11 protein-coding genes, 2 rRNA genes and 1 pseudogene are annotated in these 19,238 nt (G+C 41.7%); 7 read left to right on the top strand and 7 right to left on the bottom strand.

What is annotated here, in order from left to right:
- Nucleotides 1–68: 68 nt before the first annotated feature.
- The 4 genes and pseudogenes from G8D99_RS09000 to ybaK all read right to left on the bottom strand — a co-directional run.
- A pseudogene (locus G8D99_RS09000) lies at nucleotides 69–1,868 on the bottom strand (IucA/IucC family protein); the annotation flags it as partial.
- Nucleotides 1,865–3,424, bottom strand: a complete 1,560-nt coding sequence (locus G8D99_RS09005) for a lysine N(6)-hydroxylase/L-ornithine N(5)-oxygenase family protein (RefSeq protein WP_166324744.1) — start codon at nucleotides 3,422–3,424, stop codon at nucleotides 1,865–1,867. The pseudogene G8D99_RS09000 and the gene G8D99_RS09005, both read right to left, overlap by 4 nt.
- Nucleotides 3,417–5,285: an IucA/IucC family protein gene (locus G8D99_RS09010; RefSeq protein ID WP_166324747.1), complete on the bottom strand. Its 1,869-nt coding sequence runs from the start codon at nucleotides 5,283–5,285 to the stop codon at nucleotides 3,417–3,419. Before G8D99_RS09010 ends, G8D99_RS09005 begins: the two co-directional genes overlap by 8 nt.
- Nucleotides 5,286–6,147: 862 nt before the next feature.
- Nucleotides 6,148–6,612 carry a Cys-tRNA(Pro) deacylase gene (ybaK, locus tag G8D99_RS09015; RefSeq protein WP_166327663.1) on the bottom strand — a complete coding sequence of 155 codons (465 nt, stop codon included), beginning with the start codon at nucleotides 6,610–6,612 and terminating at the stop codon, nucleotides 6,148–6,150.
- Nucleotides 6,613–6,755: 143 nt separating this feature from the next.
- On the opposite strand from ybaK, the gene G8D99_RS09020 reads away from it, so the two are divergent.
- The 7 genes from G8D99_RS09020 (at nucleotide 6,756) to G8D99_RS09050 (ending at nucleotide 13,908) form a co-directional block, all read left to right on the top strand.
- Complete coding sequence (locus tag G8D99_RS09020) at nucleotides 6,756–7,403, top strand: CDP-alcohol phosphatidyltransferase family protein (protein ID WP_166324750.1); 648 nt, start codon at nucleotides 6,756–6,758, stop codon at nucleotides 7,401–7,403.
- Nucleotides 7,404–7,561: 158 nt separating this feature from the next.
- The gene (locus G8D99_RS09025) at nucleotides 7,562–9,370 is read left to right on the top strand and encodes a bifunctional alpha/beta hydrolase/class I SAM-dependent methyltransferase (protein ID WP_166324753.1); all 1,809 of its coding nucleotides are present in this window, start codon (nucleotides 7,562–7,564) and stop codon (nucleotides 9,368–9,370) included.
- 72 nt (nucleotides 9,371–9,442) lie between these two features.
- A complete protein-coding gene (locus tag G8D99_RS09030; protein ID WP_166324756.1) occupies nucleotides 9,443–10,846 on the top strand; it encodes a phosphatase PAP2/dual specificity phosphatase family protein in 1,404 nt (467 codons plus the stop codon).
- Nucleotides 10,846–11,265 (top strand): hypothetical protein, encoded by a 420-nt coding sequence (locus G8D99_RS09035; protein ID WP_166324759.1) that lies wholly within the window; start codon nucleotides 10,846–10,848, stop codon nucleotides 11,263–11,265. Before G8D99_RS09030 ends, G8D99_RS09035 begins: the two co-directional genes overlap by 1 nt.
- Nucleotides 11,266–11,290: 25 nt before the next feature.
- Nucleotides 11,291–11,986 carry a lysophospholipid acyltransferase family protein gene (locus tag G8D99_RS09040; RefSeq protein ID WP_166324762.1) on the top strand — a complete coding sequence of 232 codons (696 nt, stop codon included), beginning with the start codon at nucleotides 11,291–11,293 and terminating at the stop codon, nucleotides 11,984–11,986.
- Nucleotides 11,983–12,927, top strand: a complete 945-nt coding sequence (locus G8D99_RS09045) for a phosphatidate cytidylyltransferase (protein ID WP_166324765.1) — start codon at nucleotides 11,983–11,985, stop codon at nucleotides 12,925–12,927. Before G8D99_RS09040 ends, G8D99_RS09045 begins: the two co-directional genes overlap by 4 nt.
- A gap of 468 nt (nucleotides 12,928–13,395) precedes the next feature.
- A complete protein-coding gene (locus G8D99_RS09050) occupies nucleotides 13,396–13,908 on the top strand; it encodes a transglycosylase SLT domain-containing protein (RefSeq protein ID WP_227554402.1) in 513 nt (170 codons plus the stop codon).
- A gap of 160 nt (nucleotides 13,909–14,068) precedes the next feature.
- Here the strand turns inward: G8D99_RS09050 and G8D99_RS09055 are convergent, their stop codons facing one another.
- From G8D99_RS09055 to G8D99_RS09065, 3 genes are all read right to left on the bottom strand, one after another.
- Nucleotides 14,069–15,424 (bottom strand): MFS transporter, encoded by a 1,356-nt coding sequence (locus tag G8D99_RS09055; protein WP_166324768.1) that lies wholly within the window; start codon nucleotides 15,422–15,424, stop codon nucleotides 14,069–14,071.
- A 386-nt stretch (nucleotides 15,425–15,810) separates the two neighbouring features.
- Nucleotides 15,811–15,925, bottom strand: a 5S ribosomal RNA gene (rrf, locus tag G8D99_RS09060).
- Nucleotides 15,926–16,099: 174 nt separating this feature from the next.
- A 23S ribosomal RNA gene (locus G8D99_RS09065) occupies nucleotides 16,100–18,992 on the bottom strand.
- Nucleotides 18,993–19,238: the final 246 nt, after the last annotated feature.

The following is a 19,238-nucleotide window of genomic DNA, read 5'->3' on the forward strand; positions in this document are numbered from 1 at the left end:
GAAGATTCATCTTTGTGAATTTGATCGGTATCTGCCGCATGCGCACTGTTTTGAATGTGATATTGATCTGCGTATTGGGTTCTATTACGCCAAATTTTTAAAGTATCGGGGCTGACAGGATTAAATATAGGATCTAAGAACACTGGCACTGGGCGTTCAGCTTCATCGTTATAACTGGTGGTAAATAGACGGACCCGATTCAGACAAATTTTGTCAAATTTTGCTCTAAAAATGTCAAATTTAGCGATGCGCTGTGACAGTTCAGGATGTGCTTGATGTAAAGCTTCAATACTCTCTGAAATGGTCTGCCAAAACTCAATTTCACGATGCTGCGAATATTCTTTAAGAAATACATTACAGATATAACGGTAATGCACCATAAATAATCCTGTGAAAATAAAATGACTCAGTTCTTGGGCTGGGTGTCGAAGCAAAAGATCAGCTTCCGCTGGTAAATTTTTTAACTCAGGGAAATCTTCATCGACCAAATTGATATCATCGACAAAGTCTTTGAGCACCATGGCTTTAGGCAGACCCTGTTCATGCACCAGCATGCTGTTTTCACCATGTGGAGAAAAAGCCAAACCGTATTTGTATAAGCAAATCAATAAGGGATGAATACAAACATCGGCAAAACAGCGTAACCAAGCCAATGGATCCAAACCTGATGCCTCAATCAGAGTTTTAAGGACTGAGTTTCCGTCGAGATCGACATGCAGTAATGCGGCTTGCGACAACACCTGTTGATGTGGCTTTACATAAGCATCGACACTTTCACGCCATAAACAACCAAACAACTCTTTAAATTGATACGGCGCACTCTCAATCTGATCAAAACAGGGTTGCTGAATGGTAAGGCTTGCCACTTCACCCAAGAAAATCACCCCTGACTTTTGCAGGTCATGATCTTGCACATGTATCTGTTTTAACCATTGGGTCACTACAGGTGCAGCTAAATTACGTTTAGAGGGCAATCCACGATAAACGGCTGTATTAAAAATACTCACCGGTAACTTAATATAATGACGTTGTGCTTGTGTTGTATTACACAAGGTACGAATCGATTGCATCGGGATATAAGCGTCATGACTCATGCCGAGTTCAATGATGCGCTGATCGACTATTTCATTGGCATAGGTCGCCACCAACCATTGATTCCATTGCCAATCATGTACAGGAATCAAAAAATAATCATGGGTATTAACCTGTTTGTCTTGTAACACTTGCTCAAACTGCTGTAATTCGGATGGGTCAAATTCATGCTGATATAAGGCTTGTGCATGCCACTCATTTGTAGACCGGTACTGCGCTAAATCACGATGTACCGCCAGCCAAAGTACTTTGACTTCAGGTGAAAGCTCAGGTGCGGCATTTAAATAATCATCATAGCCAAATCCCATCCGACCTTTACTCATGATTAACCAAGGGTGACCTCGGAGCATGCCTTCAATTTGATGGTGCGGTGCAGTCAACACGGCTTGGCTAGGCAAACGTTTTGGATCAAATAAATGCGCTTCAGCCAACCATGTATTGTTCATCTCCTTGATTAAGTAGGCACGTGTAAAAGCTTTCACTTGTGCTTGCTCAGAAAATGCAGCAATAAAATGATGTAAATTCCAAGCAACCGCTTCAGTGCCTGCGGTCATATCGCGTACAGAACCTGATTGGATCTGCCAATGCCCGAGTAAATATTGGTAGCCCTCAAACTGATAACATCGATCTGCCAATTTCAGTTCGAAACGATTTTCACTCAAGTGTTCAACTTGAATGATTTCCTCATACAAAAACTCTGCAATTGCCATTTCAATTAAGCGTTGCCCTGCCGCTCGCCACTGCTGTTGATTAATTTGTAATGTTGCGAAAGTCATATGCTTTTCTCATAGCGCACAGTCGAACTGTGATTTTTTAAGAATTGGGTTTCAGATGCGTCACGCAACATGCAGATCTTTTTTGCATCCGATGCCAGTGCGTGCTTGCCCTGTTTTTCTCGCTCGTGTTGCGAGGGTTGATAGGGTTGAGAATTTTGATCGGTTCGATCGTGTGGCGATGGTTGCGAAGATTGATCGTGTTGATGTTTTTGTGAATCCAGCGCGGCAATCATCTGTACATGCGGATTATGATCAGGTTCGAAATGCTGAAAACATTGCGATTGACCTGATATTTCATAGAGTTCAAATCCTGCCAGTTGATTGGCTATGATCGCAGCTCGATAAGCCCCCATGCCTAAGTCGGGTGTCACCACACCATGACTGTGCATCTCTTGATTTTGAACATAAATTTCGCCATAGCCACTATAAGTTACTCGGTAATCCTGACTGATTTTCCAATGCCCTTGATGGTCTTGTTCGATCCACTGTTCTAGCGGTTTTAAAAATTCAAATTTCGGAGTCCGGTATCCGGTTGCAGCCACCACGACGTCAGCATCCAGATAAAACTGTTGTTGAGTGAGCTTATGCTCAAACACCAAGCGAATACGGGTATCCAATTGCGGAATTGCATTAACCAATTGAGATTGACTGTGTAAATGCGTTGCAGGCGGTGTATTGGCAATACTGCGGTTGTATAATTTTTCATAAATGGCAGTGATATTTTTGCCACTAATCCCTTTATAGAGCAGTCCCTGCTGTTGCAATTGAGCCTGCTTGCACGATGCATCCAAGCGATAAAAATGCTGTGCATAATCTGGACTAAAATGTTCGAGTCCTAGAGGGCTATATTCCATTGGGAAAAAACCCTGCGACCGTGTCAACCAATGCAAGTTAAACTGTGGCAACTGCATTTGATCATGCTGAAATTGACGATCAAATAAATCTTGGAATACTTCTGCGGCCGATTGCCCTGAGCCCAAGACCACCACATTGCCCTTGAGCATTTGATCTGATTTTTCGACTACATTTAAGTATGCTGCGGAATGCATACAGCGCTCGGGATACTGCTGCTGCACCTGTTCTAAGCATTCAGGTAAATTTGCCACATTGCCTGAACCTAAAACCAAATTTCGGCAACGATAGCGGTTTAAAATACCAGCTTGTTCAACCGTGACTTCAAAACCAAGCTCTTTGGGAATGACCGCAATCACAGTGGATAAGTATTGAATCGAATCCAACTGATCTGCCACCCATTGGCAATAATGGTTATATTCACGGCGTGGAATATGCGCTTGTTCTAAAAAATAAAACTTGTACAGGCGTTGTTGCTGTTTTAAATAGTTTAAAAAACCAAAGGGACTGGTCGGATCAACCATCGAAACCAAATCTGCCATAAAGGGCACTTGCAACACGGTATTGGGAAGTTGCATACCCGCATGCCAATCAAATTGTGCTTTCTGCTCAAAAAATAAATAATTTAGAGACGTTTTGGCGTGTAGCAGACTGGCCAAACTTAAATTAAATGGGCCAAGTCCAATCGCAATAAAATCAAGCATAGGCCACATCCTGGTGTTGTATCTGTAATGGATTAGCCAATTGAATATAGACCGACTGCTCTGACACCGGTGCAGTCAGTTCATCCAATTCATACAGACGGGTCAATAAATTGCCTTTATAGGGCAAGGTGTCCTTATACAGTAACCCGTGTAATAGTGTGCTTTCAGGATATTCCAGCAACAGTGATTTAAGTTTTTCTTGTAAGGCATGAATTAAGCGCTGTTCAGTTATATAGCCTGTAACGCCAATCGCATTGATGATGCCAAATAAAGTATTGCCAAAGAAATAATAACTAAAACGCTCATCGACAAAGGCTTGTGTTCCCACCGCATGCGCTTTATCGCTTAATTCGGGGAATGCCACTAAAATGTCGTGTGCCAATTCTTCAATATAATAAAACCCTTGATTGTCACGTAGCCACAGGTGTTTTGGCATACCGTGTTCCAGTTCCACCAGCACATTTTGTTGATGCGATTCAAACGCCATGCCATAGCGATGATAGAGACACATCATCGGATCGAGACTGATCTCTAAAAATCGCTGAAACCACGACAAGGCAATCTCGGATTTCTGCCCTTTTGAAGCCTGCTGAATACCTTGATCTTTTTCAATATGCTGAAACAGCGCATTAAAACGATTGATCGGTTGGGTTAAATGATCTTCACATAAGGAAGCAATACAGGTGATTTGTTGGGTCGAATGAAAAGGTTGTTCTCTAAAAATGCATAGGCTTTCATTGATCAATTGTCCGTCTATTTTTAATGACATCCAAGCCGGATCATTAAGTGCTTTCAAGCTTGGACATTGCTGTAAAATCTGTTGACCCAAAGGGCTATGCCACAGCTTATACGTCATCACACCACGATGACCTTCTTTTTCTAAATTAACGCGGACTGAGTTGGTCACCATAACTGACAATGACGGTTTGAATTGCCACGGCGCATCAAAACTCGCTAAGGTGCGAACAGAGGTTGTTGGGGACAACTGCCACCCCAGCTCACCTAAATCAATTAAATGATCCTGTTGTTTCAGTGCTTTAAACCAAGTCTGAGATTGTAAATAACGTGCTTGCCAAGGATGAAGCGGGACAAGTTTATAATTCGGATATTGTGCGAATAATTTCAACTCACCTTCAGACAGGACTTGTTGAAGCTCGGTTTTTAGTTGCTCTGAAATTTCAAGATATGTTGTTTGTTGAGAAGATTTTGAAGAATGATTGGATGGTGTATCTGATGCGATGCATTCAGATTGCATTAAGGCAGAATCTTCAGCCACATATTCAGATGAAACCAACCAAAAATTTAATTGGACTTTAGCTTTTGTTTCAGGTGAATATTTTTTCCAATCATCGTGTATGAAACCAGTCCGACTTTTTGGCGCAGGATGCATACTGTGACCACAGATTAAGGATTGTTCAGTTTCAATAAAATTTTGCTCAACACCTCTCATCTGATTAAAATCATGTTTTCGCTCATTTAAAAAGTGTGCAAGTGCCTCACGACTTTGAATCCAACGCTCTAATAGAGAGGCTGAGTCTAGGGTTCTCACTGTGTTTTGTAGCAGTTCTTCCAACAATAAACTTGCGAGGGTTACTGAACTAAATGAATGTAAATGACCTTTAATCCATATATTTGGCAGAGCCGCAATGCGATGTCTGCCCACCAAACTCACATAAGAAAGTGGAACTAAAACTTGACCTTTTAAGTGGTCAAGTGAAATCGATAACAACGTCAAGCCTTGGCTAAACGAAATTTGAGTCGAGTTTTGTTGATATTTTTCAAGTAACGTGGCTTGACCCGTTTCTTGAGCATATGCATTGACTAGATGTTGCATCGCCAGTCGATTGGCAAGCTCTTTCATCTGACCATATCCTCTTCTTGAGATTTCCTGTGAAATCTTATGTCCGTTTGATCATTATTAGATACGCGTTGGCCAACGCAAAGTTCATGTTAATGATAATCGTTATTATTTATATTTGCACTTTTGTGAAGATTGGTTAATCAATACGATAAGAATCTTTAAGTGACTATTTTTGATCATTTTAATGATTCATATTATTTTTATTGATAAAGCTAAGCGCTAAATCAGAAATGGTTTAAATAGATGAGCTTTGATTTCAGGATTCGGTTTCCCTATAAAATATCCATATAAAAAATAAGCCTTAATGTACGCATTAAGGCTTAGAAAGGAGTTAAAGGGCCACATTAAACCCTAAACACATTTATTTTTAAGACTTCAATCCATAAACTTCTTTCATTAAATAATTTTCACCCTATTAAAATTTAATAATGAATATTCCCACTCCTTTTAGGAGAGGGCTAAGGAGAGGTTATTTTTAGTTTAAAGTACCCTCATCCTCTTGCGAAGCAGTGCTTCTCATCCCAGAGGGAGAAGGAAATTTCATTGATCATTTAGATTGTGCTTCTATTTCCATTTTTTTAATTTTTGAAAGAACATTAATAGACTTCTTGCATAAATCAAATTTTAACCACGATTTAATTCATAATGGAAATCCCCTCTCCTTTTAAAGGAGATGAGTATCCTCAGAATATATTCGGAGTACGCAAGGGAGAGGATTTATATGAAAATTTTCCTCATCCTGCCCATCTCGCAAAGTGAAAAGGAACCTTTCCATCTTCATTTTATTATTTAATTTTGAACATTTTCGACTGTAGCTAGAGATCTAATAATATCCAATTTAAGCATTGAATGCTGGTTACGATTAATCCAATACATCTACAAATTGAGCAGACAGCACCTGTGCCAAATCTTGAGGTTTTAGACCAATATCCAAACCGCGTTTACCGCCACTGACATACATTTTGCTCAAAGATTCTGCACTTGCATCAATCACCGTTTTCAGGCGTTTTTTTTGCCCCACTGGACTGATCCCCCCCACCAAATAACCAGACAAACGTTCTGCGATTTTTGGATCTGCCATCTGCAGTTTTTTACAGCCAAATGCTGCTGCTACTTTTTTCAGATTCAACTGGTGATTGACCGGTAGTACAGCCACGAAGTAATTTTTGTCATCTGTGACCATTAATGTCTTAAACACTTCTTCAAGTTTCAGATTCAGTTTTTCAGCCGCTTCTAATCCAAAACTTTTGGCATTGGCATCATGCTCATATTCGTGAATGGAATATTCAATTTTATTACTTTTCAAAACTTTACATGCTGGAGTCATTTCACTATCTTTCATGATTTTCGAACATGTTGAATTATATGCCCTTTCTCAAAACTTGTTAATTTGCTTAGGCTATTTATTTGATTGTACAAGCCATTCAAATTTGCTTAAAATTAAATCAAATATAAATAAAAATGATAACAATGCCATCCATTTATCAATTGAAACCTGCCTTTCAAAATCTACTCCGCCCATGGGTCCAAAGACTGTTTAGCCTCGGCATCACCGCCAATATGGTGACACTGTTTGCCATGTTAATTTCTTTGGCTGTGGCGGGCTTTATTTATTTTTATTATCAACATCATGCACCTTCACTGTGGTTGTTGATCTTCCCGATATGGATGTTAATCAGAATGGCATTCAATGCGGTTGATGGTATGTTGGCACGTGAGTTCGGTCAGCAATCGCATTTAGGGGCTTATTACAATGAGCTATGTGATGTGATTTCGGATACGGCGCTTTATAGCTGCCTCATGTGTTTTGGTTTTATTCAGCCACAGTTACTTTTAGCAGTGGCTTTTTTGGCCAATTTGTCTGAATATGCTGGTGCCATGGCACCTCTAATTGGTCAAGCACGTCGTTATGACGGTCCGATGGGCAAAAGTGACCGTGCGTTTTGCTTTAGTGTGGTGGTGATCATAATCATGATCTTCCCCTATTTCTCAGCCAATGAAACGATGCTTAGCGATATCATCAATACGATCTTTGCCATCATTAGCTTACTATTGTGTTCTACCCTGTATAATCGAATTAAAAATAGCTTGGCTGACGCGCATAACTTGATTAAATGAATGCGACAAAATTGTACCGACTGAATGTCGTGTATTGATATCAGCGTATTTTGATCCGCTGCTATGAATAGAAGATATGAATAAAAATTCAAAACCCAATTTTAAAAATAATGACCTTAAGCAGTTTAAGGCTAATGACATAAGAATGAGAATCTCACATGCATCACAATACACAGCACACCTTTGTCACCCACGATCAAACCAAATTGTTTTATCAACATTGGGCATCCAAGCACACAGCAACTCCAACCCCATTCAAACAAGATCAATCCAACCATGATCAATCTCACCATGCTCAAAGCACATCCGATAAAAAAGCCATTTTAGTCTTTCATCGCGGGCATGAACATTCAGGTCGAATGCTTCATTTGGTTGAAGAGTTAAATCTACCGGATTTTGATTTTTTTGCTTGGGATGCACGGGGGCATGGACAGTCACCCGGTGAACGTGGCGATGCACCGAGCTTTTCAGCCTGTGTGAAAGACATTCAAGCTTTTGTACAACACATTCAAGAGCAATATGGCATTCAGTCTGAAAATCTAGCGATAATTGGCCAAAGTGTCGGGGCTGTCATGGCTGCAACTTGGGTACATGATTATGCCCCCAAAATCCGTGCGCTTTGTCTTGCCTCACCTGCCTTCGACATTAAATTGTATGTGCCCTTTGCAGAACCCGGTTTACGGGTCTTAAATAAAATCAAAGGCAATTTTTTCATTCAAAGCTATGTCAAATCCAATATGCTGACCCATGATCTTGAACGTGCAGCAAGCTATGATGCCGACCCGCTGATTGCACGGGCAATTTCAGTTCGCATGCTTTTAGGCTTATACGATGCTTCCAAACGCATCGTGGATGATGCACAACATATTTTTGTACCCACCCAAATCCTTTGTTCAGGTTCAGATTTTGTGGTGCGCCGACAACCTCAACAGGACTTCTATCAAAAGCTCCCTCACCCACAAAAAGAGTTTCACATTTTAGATGGGTTTTTCCATGACACACTTGGAGAAAAAAATCGGATTGTTGCGATGCAGAAAATACGTCGCTTTATCTTGCAATGTTTTGCTCAACCCTATCGAGCACCCGATGTGTTAAATGCCGATAAAATTGGAGCAAGTTGCGCAATCGCTGAAAATCTAAGTGCAACACTGCCAGAAAAATCCCTCAAAAATGCATTTTGGCAATTGATCAAGAACAATCTAAAAATCGGGAGTCTGTTCTCAACAGGCTTAAACATTGGAGAAAAGACCGGCTATGACTCAGGCAGTACCCTCGATTTTGTCTATCGCAATCAAACCGAAAGCCGTAATCCTGTCGGTAAAATCATCGATCGACAATATCTGAATGCCATTGGGTGGCGAGGAATTCGCGTCCGAAAACAACATATTGAGCAACTTTTTACTCGATATGCCGAAAAAATACAACAACATAAACCCCTGCATATTTTAGATATTGCCTCAGGGCATGGTCGTTATATTTTGGATGCTGTGGCACAGTTAAAACAGCCGCCTGAATCCATTGTGCTCCGGGATTATAGCGAGATCAATGTCAAAGCAGGCACTGATCTTATTCAACAACGTGGTTTAAGCGCAATTGCACAATTTTTCCAAGCAGATGCCTTTGATGCTCAATCCTTAGCCTCCATTCAACCCAAAGCCTCTTTAGCCGTGGTTTCTGGGCTGTATGAATTGTTCAGTGACAATGATCTGTTGCGTCAGTCCTTATATGGGCTAAGTCAAGCTGTGGAGCAAGGGGGCTATCTGATCTATACCGGACAAATCTGGCATCCTCAGCAAGCGTTTATTGCACGTGCACTGACCTCACATCGTGAGGGAGATGCGTGGGTCATGCGTCTGCGTTCACAGGCTGAAATGGATGCCTTGGTCGAGCAAGCCGGCTTTCAAAAAGTGAATCAATGTATCGATGAATACGGCATCTTTACCGTATCCGTTGCACAAAAAATTTAATTCAGCGAGAACAGATCATTGCTGCGCCAAACAAATTCGAATAAAAACCAATCATAAAGTGTGTAATTGAAGATGCTAAAAAACTTGGAACGAGAACATGGAACTTGGAAGTGGGGACTACTGTGTTTAGTGGTTTTAGCCCCATTGTTTTTTTTAAGCTATGGTTTTGCCAATCAATATGCTGCGAGTCTAAGCCATGTGCCCTCTATCGTATTTGACTGGGAAAAGCATATTCCGCTCTGGCCATGGACGATTGTGCCGTATTGGTCTATTGATCTGTTTTATGGGCTTTCACTGCTCTTGTGTTGGAATCGATTCGAACTAAAACAACATACACTGCGCTTGCTATTGGCACAGTTGATCTCGATTGCTTGCTTTCTCCTGTTTCCGCTCAAATTTAGCTTTGAACGTCCTGAATTTCAGGGTTTCTTTGGACTCTGGTTCGATGTATTGATGGGCTTTGACAAGCCCTTTAATCAAATGCCGTCCTTGCATATTGTACTGTTGGTCATACTTTGGGATTTTTATCGTCGGCATAGTCCAGCACATTTGAAGTACATCGTCGATGTTTGGTCTTTCTTAATTGCACTCTCCATCCTGACCACTTGGCAACATCACTTTATTGATCTACCGACAGGGCTGATCGTGGGTGGTGTATGTATTTGGTTATTGCCTATCGAGACGATTTCACCTTTTAGTAAAGACTCTTTACAACGCTTAACCCCCAAGCATTTAAAGTTAGGGGGATATTATCTCTTGGCATCGATAGCACTCGGCATGATTGCTGGGTTATTCAAAGGGATCTTTCTTTGGCTCTACTCCCCGGCCATCAGCTTATTTTTGGATAGCTTGGCTTATTTTCTCGTGCGTCCGCATTTCTTCCAGAAAACTTCAAATGGACACATGAGTGCAGGAGCATGGATTTTATTTGCGCCTTATTTTTTATTTGCATGGTTGAATAGTCGCATTTGGACCAGAGCACATCCCGAAGATTCATTGCTCATCGACAATCAACAGCTTCAAATCTATTTGGGTCGAATTCCACATCCTAGCATTGCGCAAAAATACACCCTTCTCTTTGATTGTTGTGCAGAACTTCCTTGCTCAACATCCATAACTCAGACTCAACCTCAACCTCAACCTCAATGCAATGGTCATTATGCAGCCTACCCAAGTCTAGATTTAATTCCATTACAAGCCAATCAGCTCCATCATGCTGTCGAACAATTGGATCAGCTCTATCAAGATTTTCAACAACCTGAATTAAAGCATCCAAAACTGCTGATTTTCTGTGCGCTGGGATACTCCAGAAGTGTTTCAATTTTGGCAGCATGGTTGATCAAACATCATCATTGTCAAAATGCACATGACGCCATGACATTCATCCAAAACGCCAGACCTTGGATCGTGCTCAAAGATGAGCAACTGAAAAACATCAATCTTTATGCATTGAAATTAAAAGGTTTAGCCCCCTGATGATGAATTTTTATGTGCTGTCTAAATTACTCAAACAAACGCATTCTGTGCTGTGGTCTGGCTATTTGGCTTTACTGATATGCCTATATTTTCTTTTACATACTGCCATGACGGGTATTGTTGTTCATGTGATTTTTATCGCCCTCATTACGCTATCTTTGCTGCATCACTACATTTCATTTCGGGTGCAATTCGATGCCGATCTTTTAGATCAGTTCAGTCAAACCCATCATGATCAGCCTGAAAATATTGAACAGATGACTCAAGCATTGGATCAAAGTTTAATGTATTTTAAATTAATGCCAGCAGATAAAGCAGGACGGGATTGGGCGACCCGCTTTCGAGGTTGCCTTAAGCTTTTTAAAATTCAAATTCTACTGGTCATTTTGCAATGGATCTCGGTGATCTTATTATTTTAATACGCATAATCAAAACGGGAATAACATGAACAATTTACCCGAATCAAAAGCCGATCGAAACAATAAAATTAAACCCAACAATGTCTTGACGCAATCATGTGGCAGATTGATTGCGTTTTTAACACGTCGTAGTGCACGTCTGCTGACAGGTGCTAGAAGTGTTTGGTTAGGCTGTGAGCCTGAAAGGAAGCAAAGAATCTATTATGCCAATCACAACAGTCATATTGATTTTATCTTACTGTGGTCCTCTCTTCCTACTGACATTCGCAGAATGACCCGACCGATTGCGGCATCTGATTATTGGATGAAAGATGCTTTTCGTCGATTTCTGATTCAAGATACCTTTTCAGGTGTCACCATCAACCGCAATCGCAGTGATCAAAATGATCCTTTACAACCCGTCAAAGAGGTCTTGGCTGATGGGTATTCCATTATTTTCTTTCCTGAAGGGACACGGAATCTAGAGGATGATATTGACCTATTAAATTTCAAAAGTGGTCTTTATCATTTATCGCAACAATTTCCACATGTTGAACTGATACCTGTATGGATTTCCAACTTAAAAAGAGTCATGCCTAAGGGTTCAATTGTGCCCCTGCCGTTACTTTCAACTGTTATTTTTGGTACACCTTTAAACTTAAACGCCCATGACAATAAAACAGAATTTTTACATTACGCCCAACAAGAATTACTGAAACTTAAACAGGTAGAAAACCAATGAGCTTCAATAACTTGCAACAAACCTATGTTTTATTCGGCATTTTTGCAGCAATATTGGTTTTCGCATCATGCATAGGGTATATCCTCAAAAGAAAAACTGCCGCAAAACCCTCGCCAGTCATCGATAATTTAAATGCCCGAATTAATGCGTGGTGGGTCATGCTGATTGTGATTGGCGCTGCCATTTTAGTCGGCAATATGGCTTTTATTGTTCTGTTTGCATTGGTTTCACTGTTCGCATTACGCGAATTTATCAGTTTATTGCCGACCCGACGGGGTGACTATTTTCCATTATTGGTGGCATTTTATTTTGTCATCCCCTATCAATATTATTTAATTTATATCGATTGGTATGGCTTATATTCTATTTTTATTCCACTTTACGTGTTTTTACTCATCCCGATTGCAAGCTTAAAACAAGAAGATACCACCCATTTTTTAGAGCGCAGTGCCAAAATTCAATGGGGATTGATGATTTCAGTCTTTTGTATCTCCCATGTCCCCGCTTTACTCAATCTCAAATTAAAACACTTCGATGGTGAAGCGATTTGGCTTGCGATTTGGCTGATTATGGTGGTGCAAGCCTCTGATGTACTTCAATACGTTTGTGGCAAACTTTGGGGTAAGCATAAAGTTGCCCCTATATTGTCTCCATCAAAAACGGTAGAAGGTCTTTTAGGAGGGATTCTATTGGCCACTGCTTTGGGCACAGCCATGGCATGGCTAACACCTTTTACCTATTTCGAAGCAATATGTATTGGACTCGTGGTGTGTATATTTGGCTTTTTGGGTGGACTCGTGATGTCCGCCATTAAACGCGATCGTGGTGTCAAGGATTGGGGGCAATTGATTCAAGGTCATGGAGGCATGCTGGATCGGATCGACTCAATTTGTTTCTCGGCACCTGTATTTTTCCATATTCTACGTTATTGGTGGGTGTAGCGTTGCTATGGTTAATTATAAATACACGATATTCACGTAAGCCATAGCCTACATCAAATGGCGTTTTATTCGCCTATACACGGGCTATAGACGAGCATACATTAGAAATAACAGGAAATAGGATGTTTCCGGAAACCTAAAACAATAATGATAAGTTTCTACATCAGGATGTGAGATAAAACCTCAGTTTTATCGCAAAGACTCATAAAAAAAGCTCAATTGTATTGAGCTTTTTTTATTGGCTGAGAGATAATGATCAATTCAACATGTTTATTTAACTTGAAGATCATCATCAATACGCAAAGTTTAACAAAACTTAAAATTTCAAAAGTTTCATTTACTTGACCCATAGACTATTGCCCCATACTATCCCTATATCCTAGCTGTATAGTGGTTTTGATTTTGTTCATTCTGTTTAAAACGCAAAAGCCTCGTTCTTCATTTACTCAGCCATTTTTCAATTGGAAAATAATCACTCTTTCACTCTGCTTAAGTGCATTGGCAGGCTGTTCAAGCCTCGGTGGTGGCTCCGTAGAAAAACGCGCAGGAAAATTAGCTGTGGGTATTCAAAAAGCCTACCGTGTTGATGCAACGACTGCACAACGTGTTTCGCCGATGATTGTACAAAGCGCTGAACAATATGCTGTAGATCCAATTCTTATCGCAGCACTGATTCGTCAAGAATCTTCCTATCGGAACTCTGCCGTTTCGCCAGCAGGTGCTGTTGGTTTAACCCAGATTATTCCACGTTATTGGCAACAAAGCTGTCCAGGTGACTTATTTCAAGAAAATATAAATATCAATTGTGGAACGTATGTACTTGCGCGCTACAACCAAAGAGCTGGAAACTGGAAGAAAGCATTGGCTTATTATAATGTTGGACCATCAGGTTATAACAATCAGCGAAAAATGAAAAAGCAAGGTAAGCGTTATGCTAAACAAGTGAAACAACACCAAAAAACACTCAAACAAGCACTTTAAAGTCTTAAACTCTCAAATGAAGTGCCAACAATGGCACTTTTTTATGGGTATCCAAATTATCGTCCGCCCATCAAAAAGACCCGGATGAATCCATCCGAGTCTCTGTCCTGATTAAAATATCAGATTGTATTTTTATAAATGAATAAAATGGACTGAAACTTTACTCAACAATCACCTTTGATGTCGGAACAATTGAAGTTTGAGCTAAATTGGTTTCCTTTTCTCGTTTAATGCATAAAATAGCCATTCCGCCAACTATGGCGGGGATCGCAACCGCGATAAAGTTCATCTTATGAGGTAGCTCTAAACCCAGCAAATATCCTATGACAATAGGACCCACAATCGCACCCATACGCCCAATACCAGATGCCCAGCCTAAACCTGTTGAGCGTACCGCCAATGGATAAAATTGTGCAACGTAACTATATAGTAAAATACTACAGCCGACTGAAGCTGCTCCTGCCAAAGAGACCAATAAATAAATCACCGGCTGCGGTGAATTAAAGCCCAGACCGATGAGTGCTAAAACGCCCACACTGAGCATAGATATAATAACGGGTTTAATATGAAAACGATCTGCCAAGATCCCACCACCTGCGGTTCCAATGACTGCACCGATATTCAGAGCCAAGAGAAACATTAGACTGCTACCCAAAGAATATCCTGCTGCCATCATAAGTTTTGGCAACCAACTACCCAATGCATAAAGCATCAATAAGCACATAAAAAAGGCTAACCAAAACAATAAAGTACCGGTTGCTCGTCCTTCTTGAAACAATGCAGATATAGATGCCGCAGGCACTTTACTTTCATTAAAGACCAAAACCGTTTGCGAAGTCACCCGGTCTTCAGGTGATAATTTTTGTACGATAGCCTTCGCTTTATCTATCTTTTGTTGTTTAACTAAAAAGGCCAATGATTCAGGCAAAAATTTCCAAATTAAAGGAAGAAGCAGAAGGGGTACACCGGCAATCCAAAACATGATCTGCCAGCCAAAACTTGGTGTAAACCACGCACCGAATAATGCAGCCATGATACCACCCATCGCATAACCACTAAACATACCTGTCACTAAAGTACTTCGTAGTTTTTCAGGCGCATATTCAGAAGTTAGGGCAACCAAATTAGGCAATACACCCCCAATACCTAGACCGGCAATAAACCGCAACACACCAAACTGAGTTGGATTGTTAGAAAAGCCACCAAGGAACGTAAATCCACTGAATAAGGCTACACAAATTAAAATGACATTTTTACGTCCAATTTTATCGGCTAGCATCCCAAAAAACATTGCGCCAAACATCATGCCTGCCAAAGCTGTACTGGCAAGCATACCCGCTTGCACTGCACTCATTCCCCACTCTTGCATGAGAAGCGGTAAAGTAACACCATTAATCGCGAGATCATAACCGTCAAATAACACAATAATTAAGCACCAAAGTACCACGGTCAAATGTAAAGGTTTAAACTTTGCTTTATCGACTACAGCATTCACATTCATTGTATTCGTTGCCATTTAAGCTCAACTCCTATTGTGAGTTTTTCTTATGATTTAAACGCTTTCACTTGCGTTTTATCAGTTGTGATTCTTATCATTAAAAAACTAAATATCCTTTTAGTTTTATACAAAATGGAGGATTAAGAACTAAATGTCTAGGCAATAGAAGCTAATAATGTTGGCACTACACCCAAAGTATAATCATTCATTTTTTGAATGATAACTTTGTTTCATATTTTAATTAATTATCAACCAAAATCATCAAATTTTAATATTCGCCAATGCATTTATTTTCAAGCATGAATACTCGGAATATCATGATGTCTTATCTTTGTTTTAATATTTTATTTCGCGCATAAAAAAACACCCTGCTCATGAGAGACAGGGTGTTTTTAGGAATAATGAGCTGGCGATGACTTACTCTCACATGGGTAACCCCACACTACCATCAGCGCTAAGAGGTTTCACTTCTGAGTTCGGGAAGGGATCAGGTGGTTCACTCTTGCTATTGTCGCCAGCACAACTGTTTATGGATACTCGCTTAGTCTTACGTATGTGCTAAGTGTTTTTCCAAATGAGTTATTAACAGAAATACTTGAGTTGTTTAGTTTAACTAGCTTGATCACTAAATCAAGGTGTTTTGATGAATATCGAATCAACTGATGCTTTATACAACAACTGTTTGGGTGTTGTATAGTCAAGCCTCACGAGTAATTAGTATTGGTCAGCTTCACATATCACTATGCTTCCACATCCAACCTATCAACGTTGTAGTCTTCAACGGCTCTTTAGAGGACATATAGTCCTAGGGAAATCTAATCTTGAGGTAGGCTTCCCGCTTAGATGCTTTCAGCGGTTATCCCTTCCGAACATAGCTACCCGGCGATGCGACTGGCGTCACAACCGGTACACCAGAGGTTCGTCCACTCTGGTCCTCTCGTACTAGGAGCAGATCCTCTCAAATTTCCAACGCCCACGGTAGATAGGGACCGAACTGTCTCACGACGTTCTAAACCCAGCTCGCGTACCTCTTTAAATGGCGAACAGCCATACCCTTGGGACCTGCTTCAGCCCCAGGATGAGATGAGCCGACATCGAGGTGCCAAACACCGCCGTCGATATGAACTCTTGGGCGGTATCAGCCTGTTATCCCCAGAGTACCTTTTATCCGTTGAGCGATGGCCCTTCCATACAGAACCACCGGATCACTAAGACCTACTTTCGTACCTGCTCGACTTGTGGGTCTCGCAGTTAAGCGCGCTTTTGCCTTTATACTCTACGCGTGATTTCCGACCACGCTGAGCGCACCTTCGTACTCCTCCGTTACTCTTTAGGAGGAGACCGCCCAGTCAAACTACCCACCAGACATGGTCCTCGCTCCAGATCATGGAGCAGAGTTAGAACCTCAATATTACCAGGGTGGTATTTCAAGATTGGCTCCACTAGAACTGGCGTCCTAGTTTCAAAGCCTCCCACCTATCCTACACAAGTAAGATCAAAGTTCAATGTCAAGCTGCAGTAAAGGTTCACGGGGTCTTTCCGTCTAGCCGCGGGTACACCGCATCTTCACGGCGAATTCGATTTCACTGAGTCTCTGCTGGAGACAGCGCCCCCATCATTATGCCATTCGTGCAGGTCGGAACTTACCCGACAAGGAATTTCGCTACCTTAGGACCGTTATAGTTACGGCCGCCGTTTACTGGGGCTTCGATCAAGAGCTTCGCTTACGCTAACCCCATCAATTAACCTTCCAGCACCGGGCAGGCATCACACCCTATACGTCCACTTTCGTGTTTGCAGAGTGCTATGTTTTTAATAAACAGTTGCAGGGGCCTGGTTTCTGTGGCTGTCAATAGCTCAGGAAGCAAGTTCCATCACCGTCGACAGCGTACCTTCTCCCGAAGTTACGGTACCATTTTGCCTAGTTCCTTCAGCAGAGTTCTCTCAAGCGCTTTGGTCTACTCGACCTGACCACCTGTGTCGGTTTCGGGTACGATTCCTGTGTAACTGAAGCTTAGAGACTTTTCCTGGAAGTATGGTATCAGCCACTTCGCTGTACAAGTACAGCTTGCTATCAACTCTCAGCATAGAGCACCCCGGATTTGCCTAAGATGCATGCCTACTGTCTTTCACCTGGACAACCAACGCCAGGCTGACTTAACCTTCTCCGTCCTCTCATCGCATTACACAGAAGTATTGGAATATTAACCAATTTCCCATCGACTACGCCTTTCGGCCTCGCCTTAGGGGTCGACTCACCCAGCCCCGATTAACGTTGGACTGGAACCCTTGGTCTTTCAGCGAACGAGTTTTTCACTCGTTTTGTCGTTACTCACGTCAGCATTCGCACTTCTGATACCTCCAGCAGACTTCTCAATCCACCTTCATCGGCTTACAGAACGCTCCCCTACCACTTGCAATAAATTGCAAATCCGCAGCTTCGGCATGTAGTTTTAGCCCCGTTACATCTTCCGCGCAGGCCGACTCGACTAGTGAGCTATTACGCTTTCTTTAAAGGGTGGCTGCTTCTAAGCCAACCTCCTAGCTGTCTATGCCTTCCCACATCGTTTCCCACTTAACTACAATTTTGGGGCCTTAGCTGGCGGTCTGGATTGTTTTCCTCTTGACTACGGACGTTAGCACCCGCAGTCTGTCTCCCGGATAGTACTCATTGGTATTCGGAGTTTGCATCGGTTTGGTAAGTCGGGATGACCCCCTAGCCGAAACAGTGCTCTACCCCCAATGGTATTCGTCCGAGGCGCTACCTAAATAGCTTTCGGGGAGAACCAGCTATCACCAGGCTTGATTAGCCTTTCACCCCTATCCACAAGTCATCCCCTGGCTTTTCAACGACAGTGGGTTCGGTCCTCCAGTTAGTGTTACCCAACCTTCAACCTGCTCATGGATAGATCGCCTGGTTTCGGGTCTACACCCAGCAACTAAACGCCCTATTAAGACTCGATTTCTCTACGGCTCCCCTATGCGGTTAACCTTGCTACTGAATGTAAGTCGCTGACCCATTATACAAAAGGTACGCAGTCACCGAACAAGTCGGCTCCCACTGCTTGTATGCATGCGGTTTCAGGATCTATTTCACTCCCCTCACAGGGGTTCTTTTCGCCTTTCCCTCACGGTACTGGTTCACTATCGGTCAGTCAGGAGTATTTAGCCTTGGAGGATGGTCCCCCCATATTCAGACAAGGTTTCACGTGCCTCGCCCTACTCGACATCATCATATCAGCCCTTTCGTGTACAGGACTATCACCCACTATGGTTGCACTTCCCAGAGCATTCCACTAAAACTGATATGACTTAATGGGCTTTTCCCCGTTCGCTCGCCGCTACTAAGGGAATCTCAATTGATTTCTTTTCCTAAGGGTACTGAGATGTTTCACTTCCCCTCGTTCGCCTTGCAACACTATGTATTCATGTTGCAATACCTACCTTATAGTAAGTGGGTTTCCCCATTCAGAAATCTCCGGATCACAGGATATTTGCCGCCTCCCCGGAGCTTATCGCAGGCTATTACGTCTTTCATCGCCTCTGACTGCCAAGGCATCCACCACATGCACTTAATTACTTGACTATACAACCCCAAACAGTCGTTAACCCTTACAAGTGGGGTTAGCAACAGATCGATTGCTCGATCATACAGTTGGCGTCTCGTAGATTTAACTACAGTACAGCTTCAATTAGATTCATATACCAAAACGCTTGATTCAGTTAATTTCGCTAGTTCTCATTCAATCACTTCAACTTCATAACTTACGTTATGTCGTTTCCGCTTTTGGAATGAGTTAAACAATTAATTTCAACTCAAATATATTCTGTT

It is taken from the genome of Acinetobacter lanii, from assembly GCF_011578285.1.
Lineage (GTDB): Bacteria > Pseudomonadota > Gammaproteobacteria > Pseudomonadales > Moraxellaceae > Acinetobacter > Acinetobacter lanii.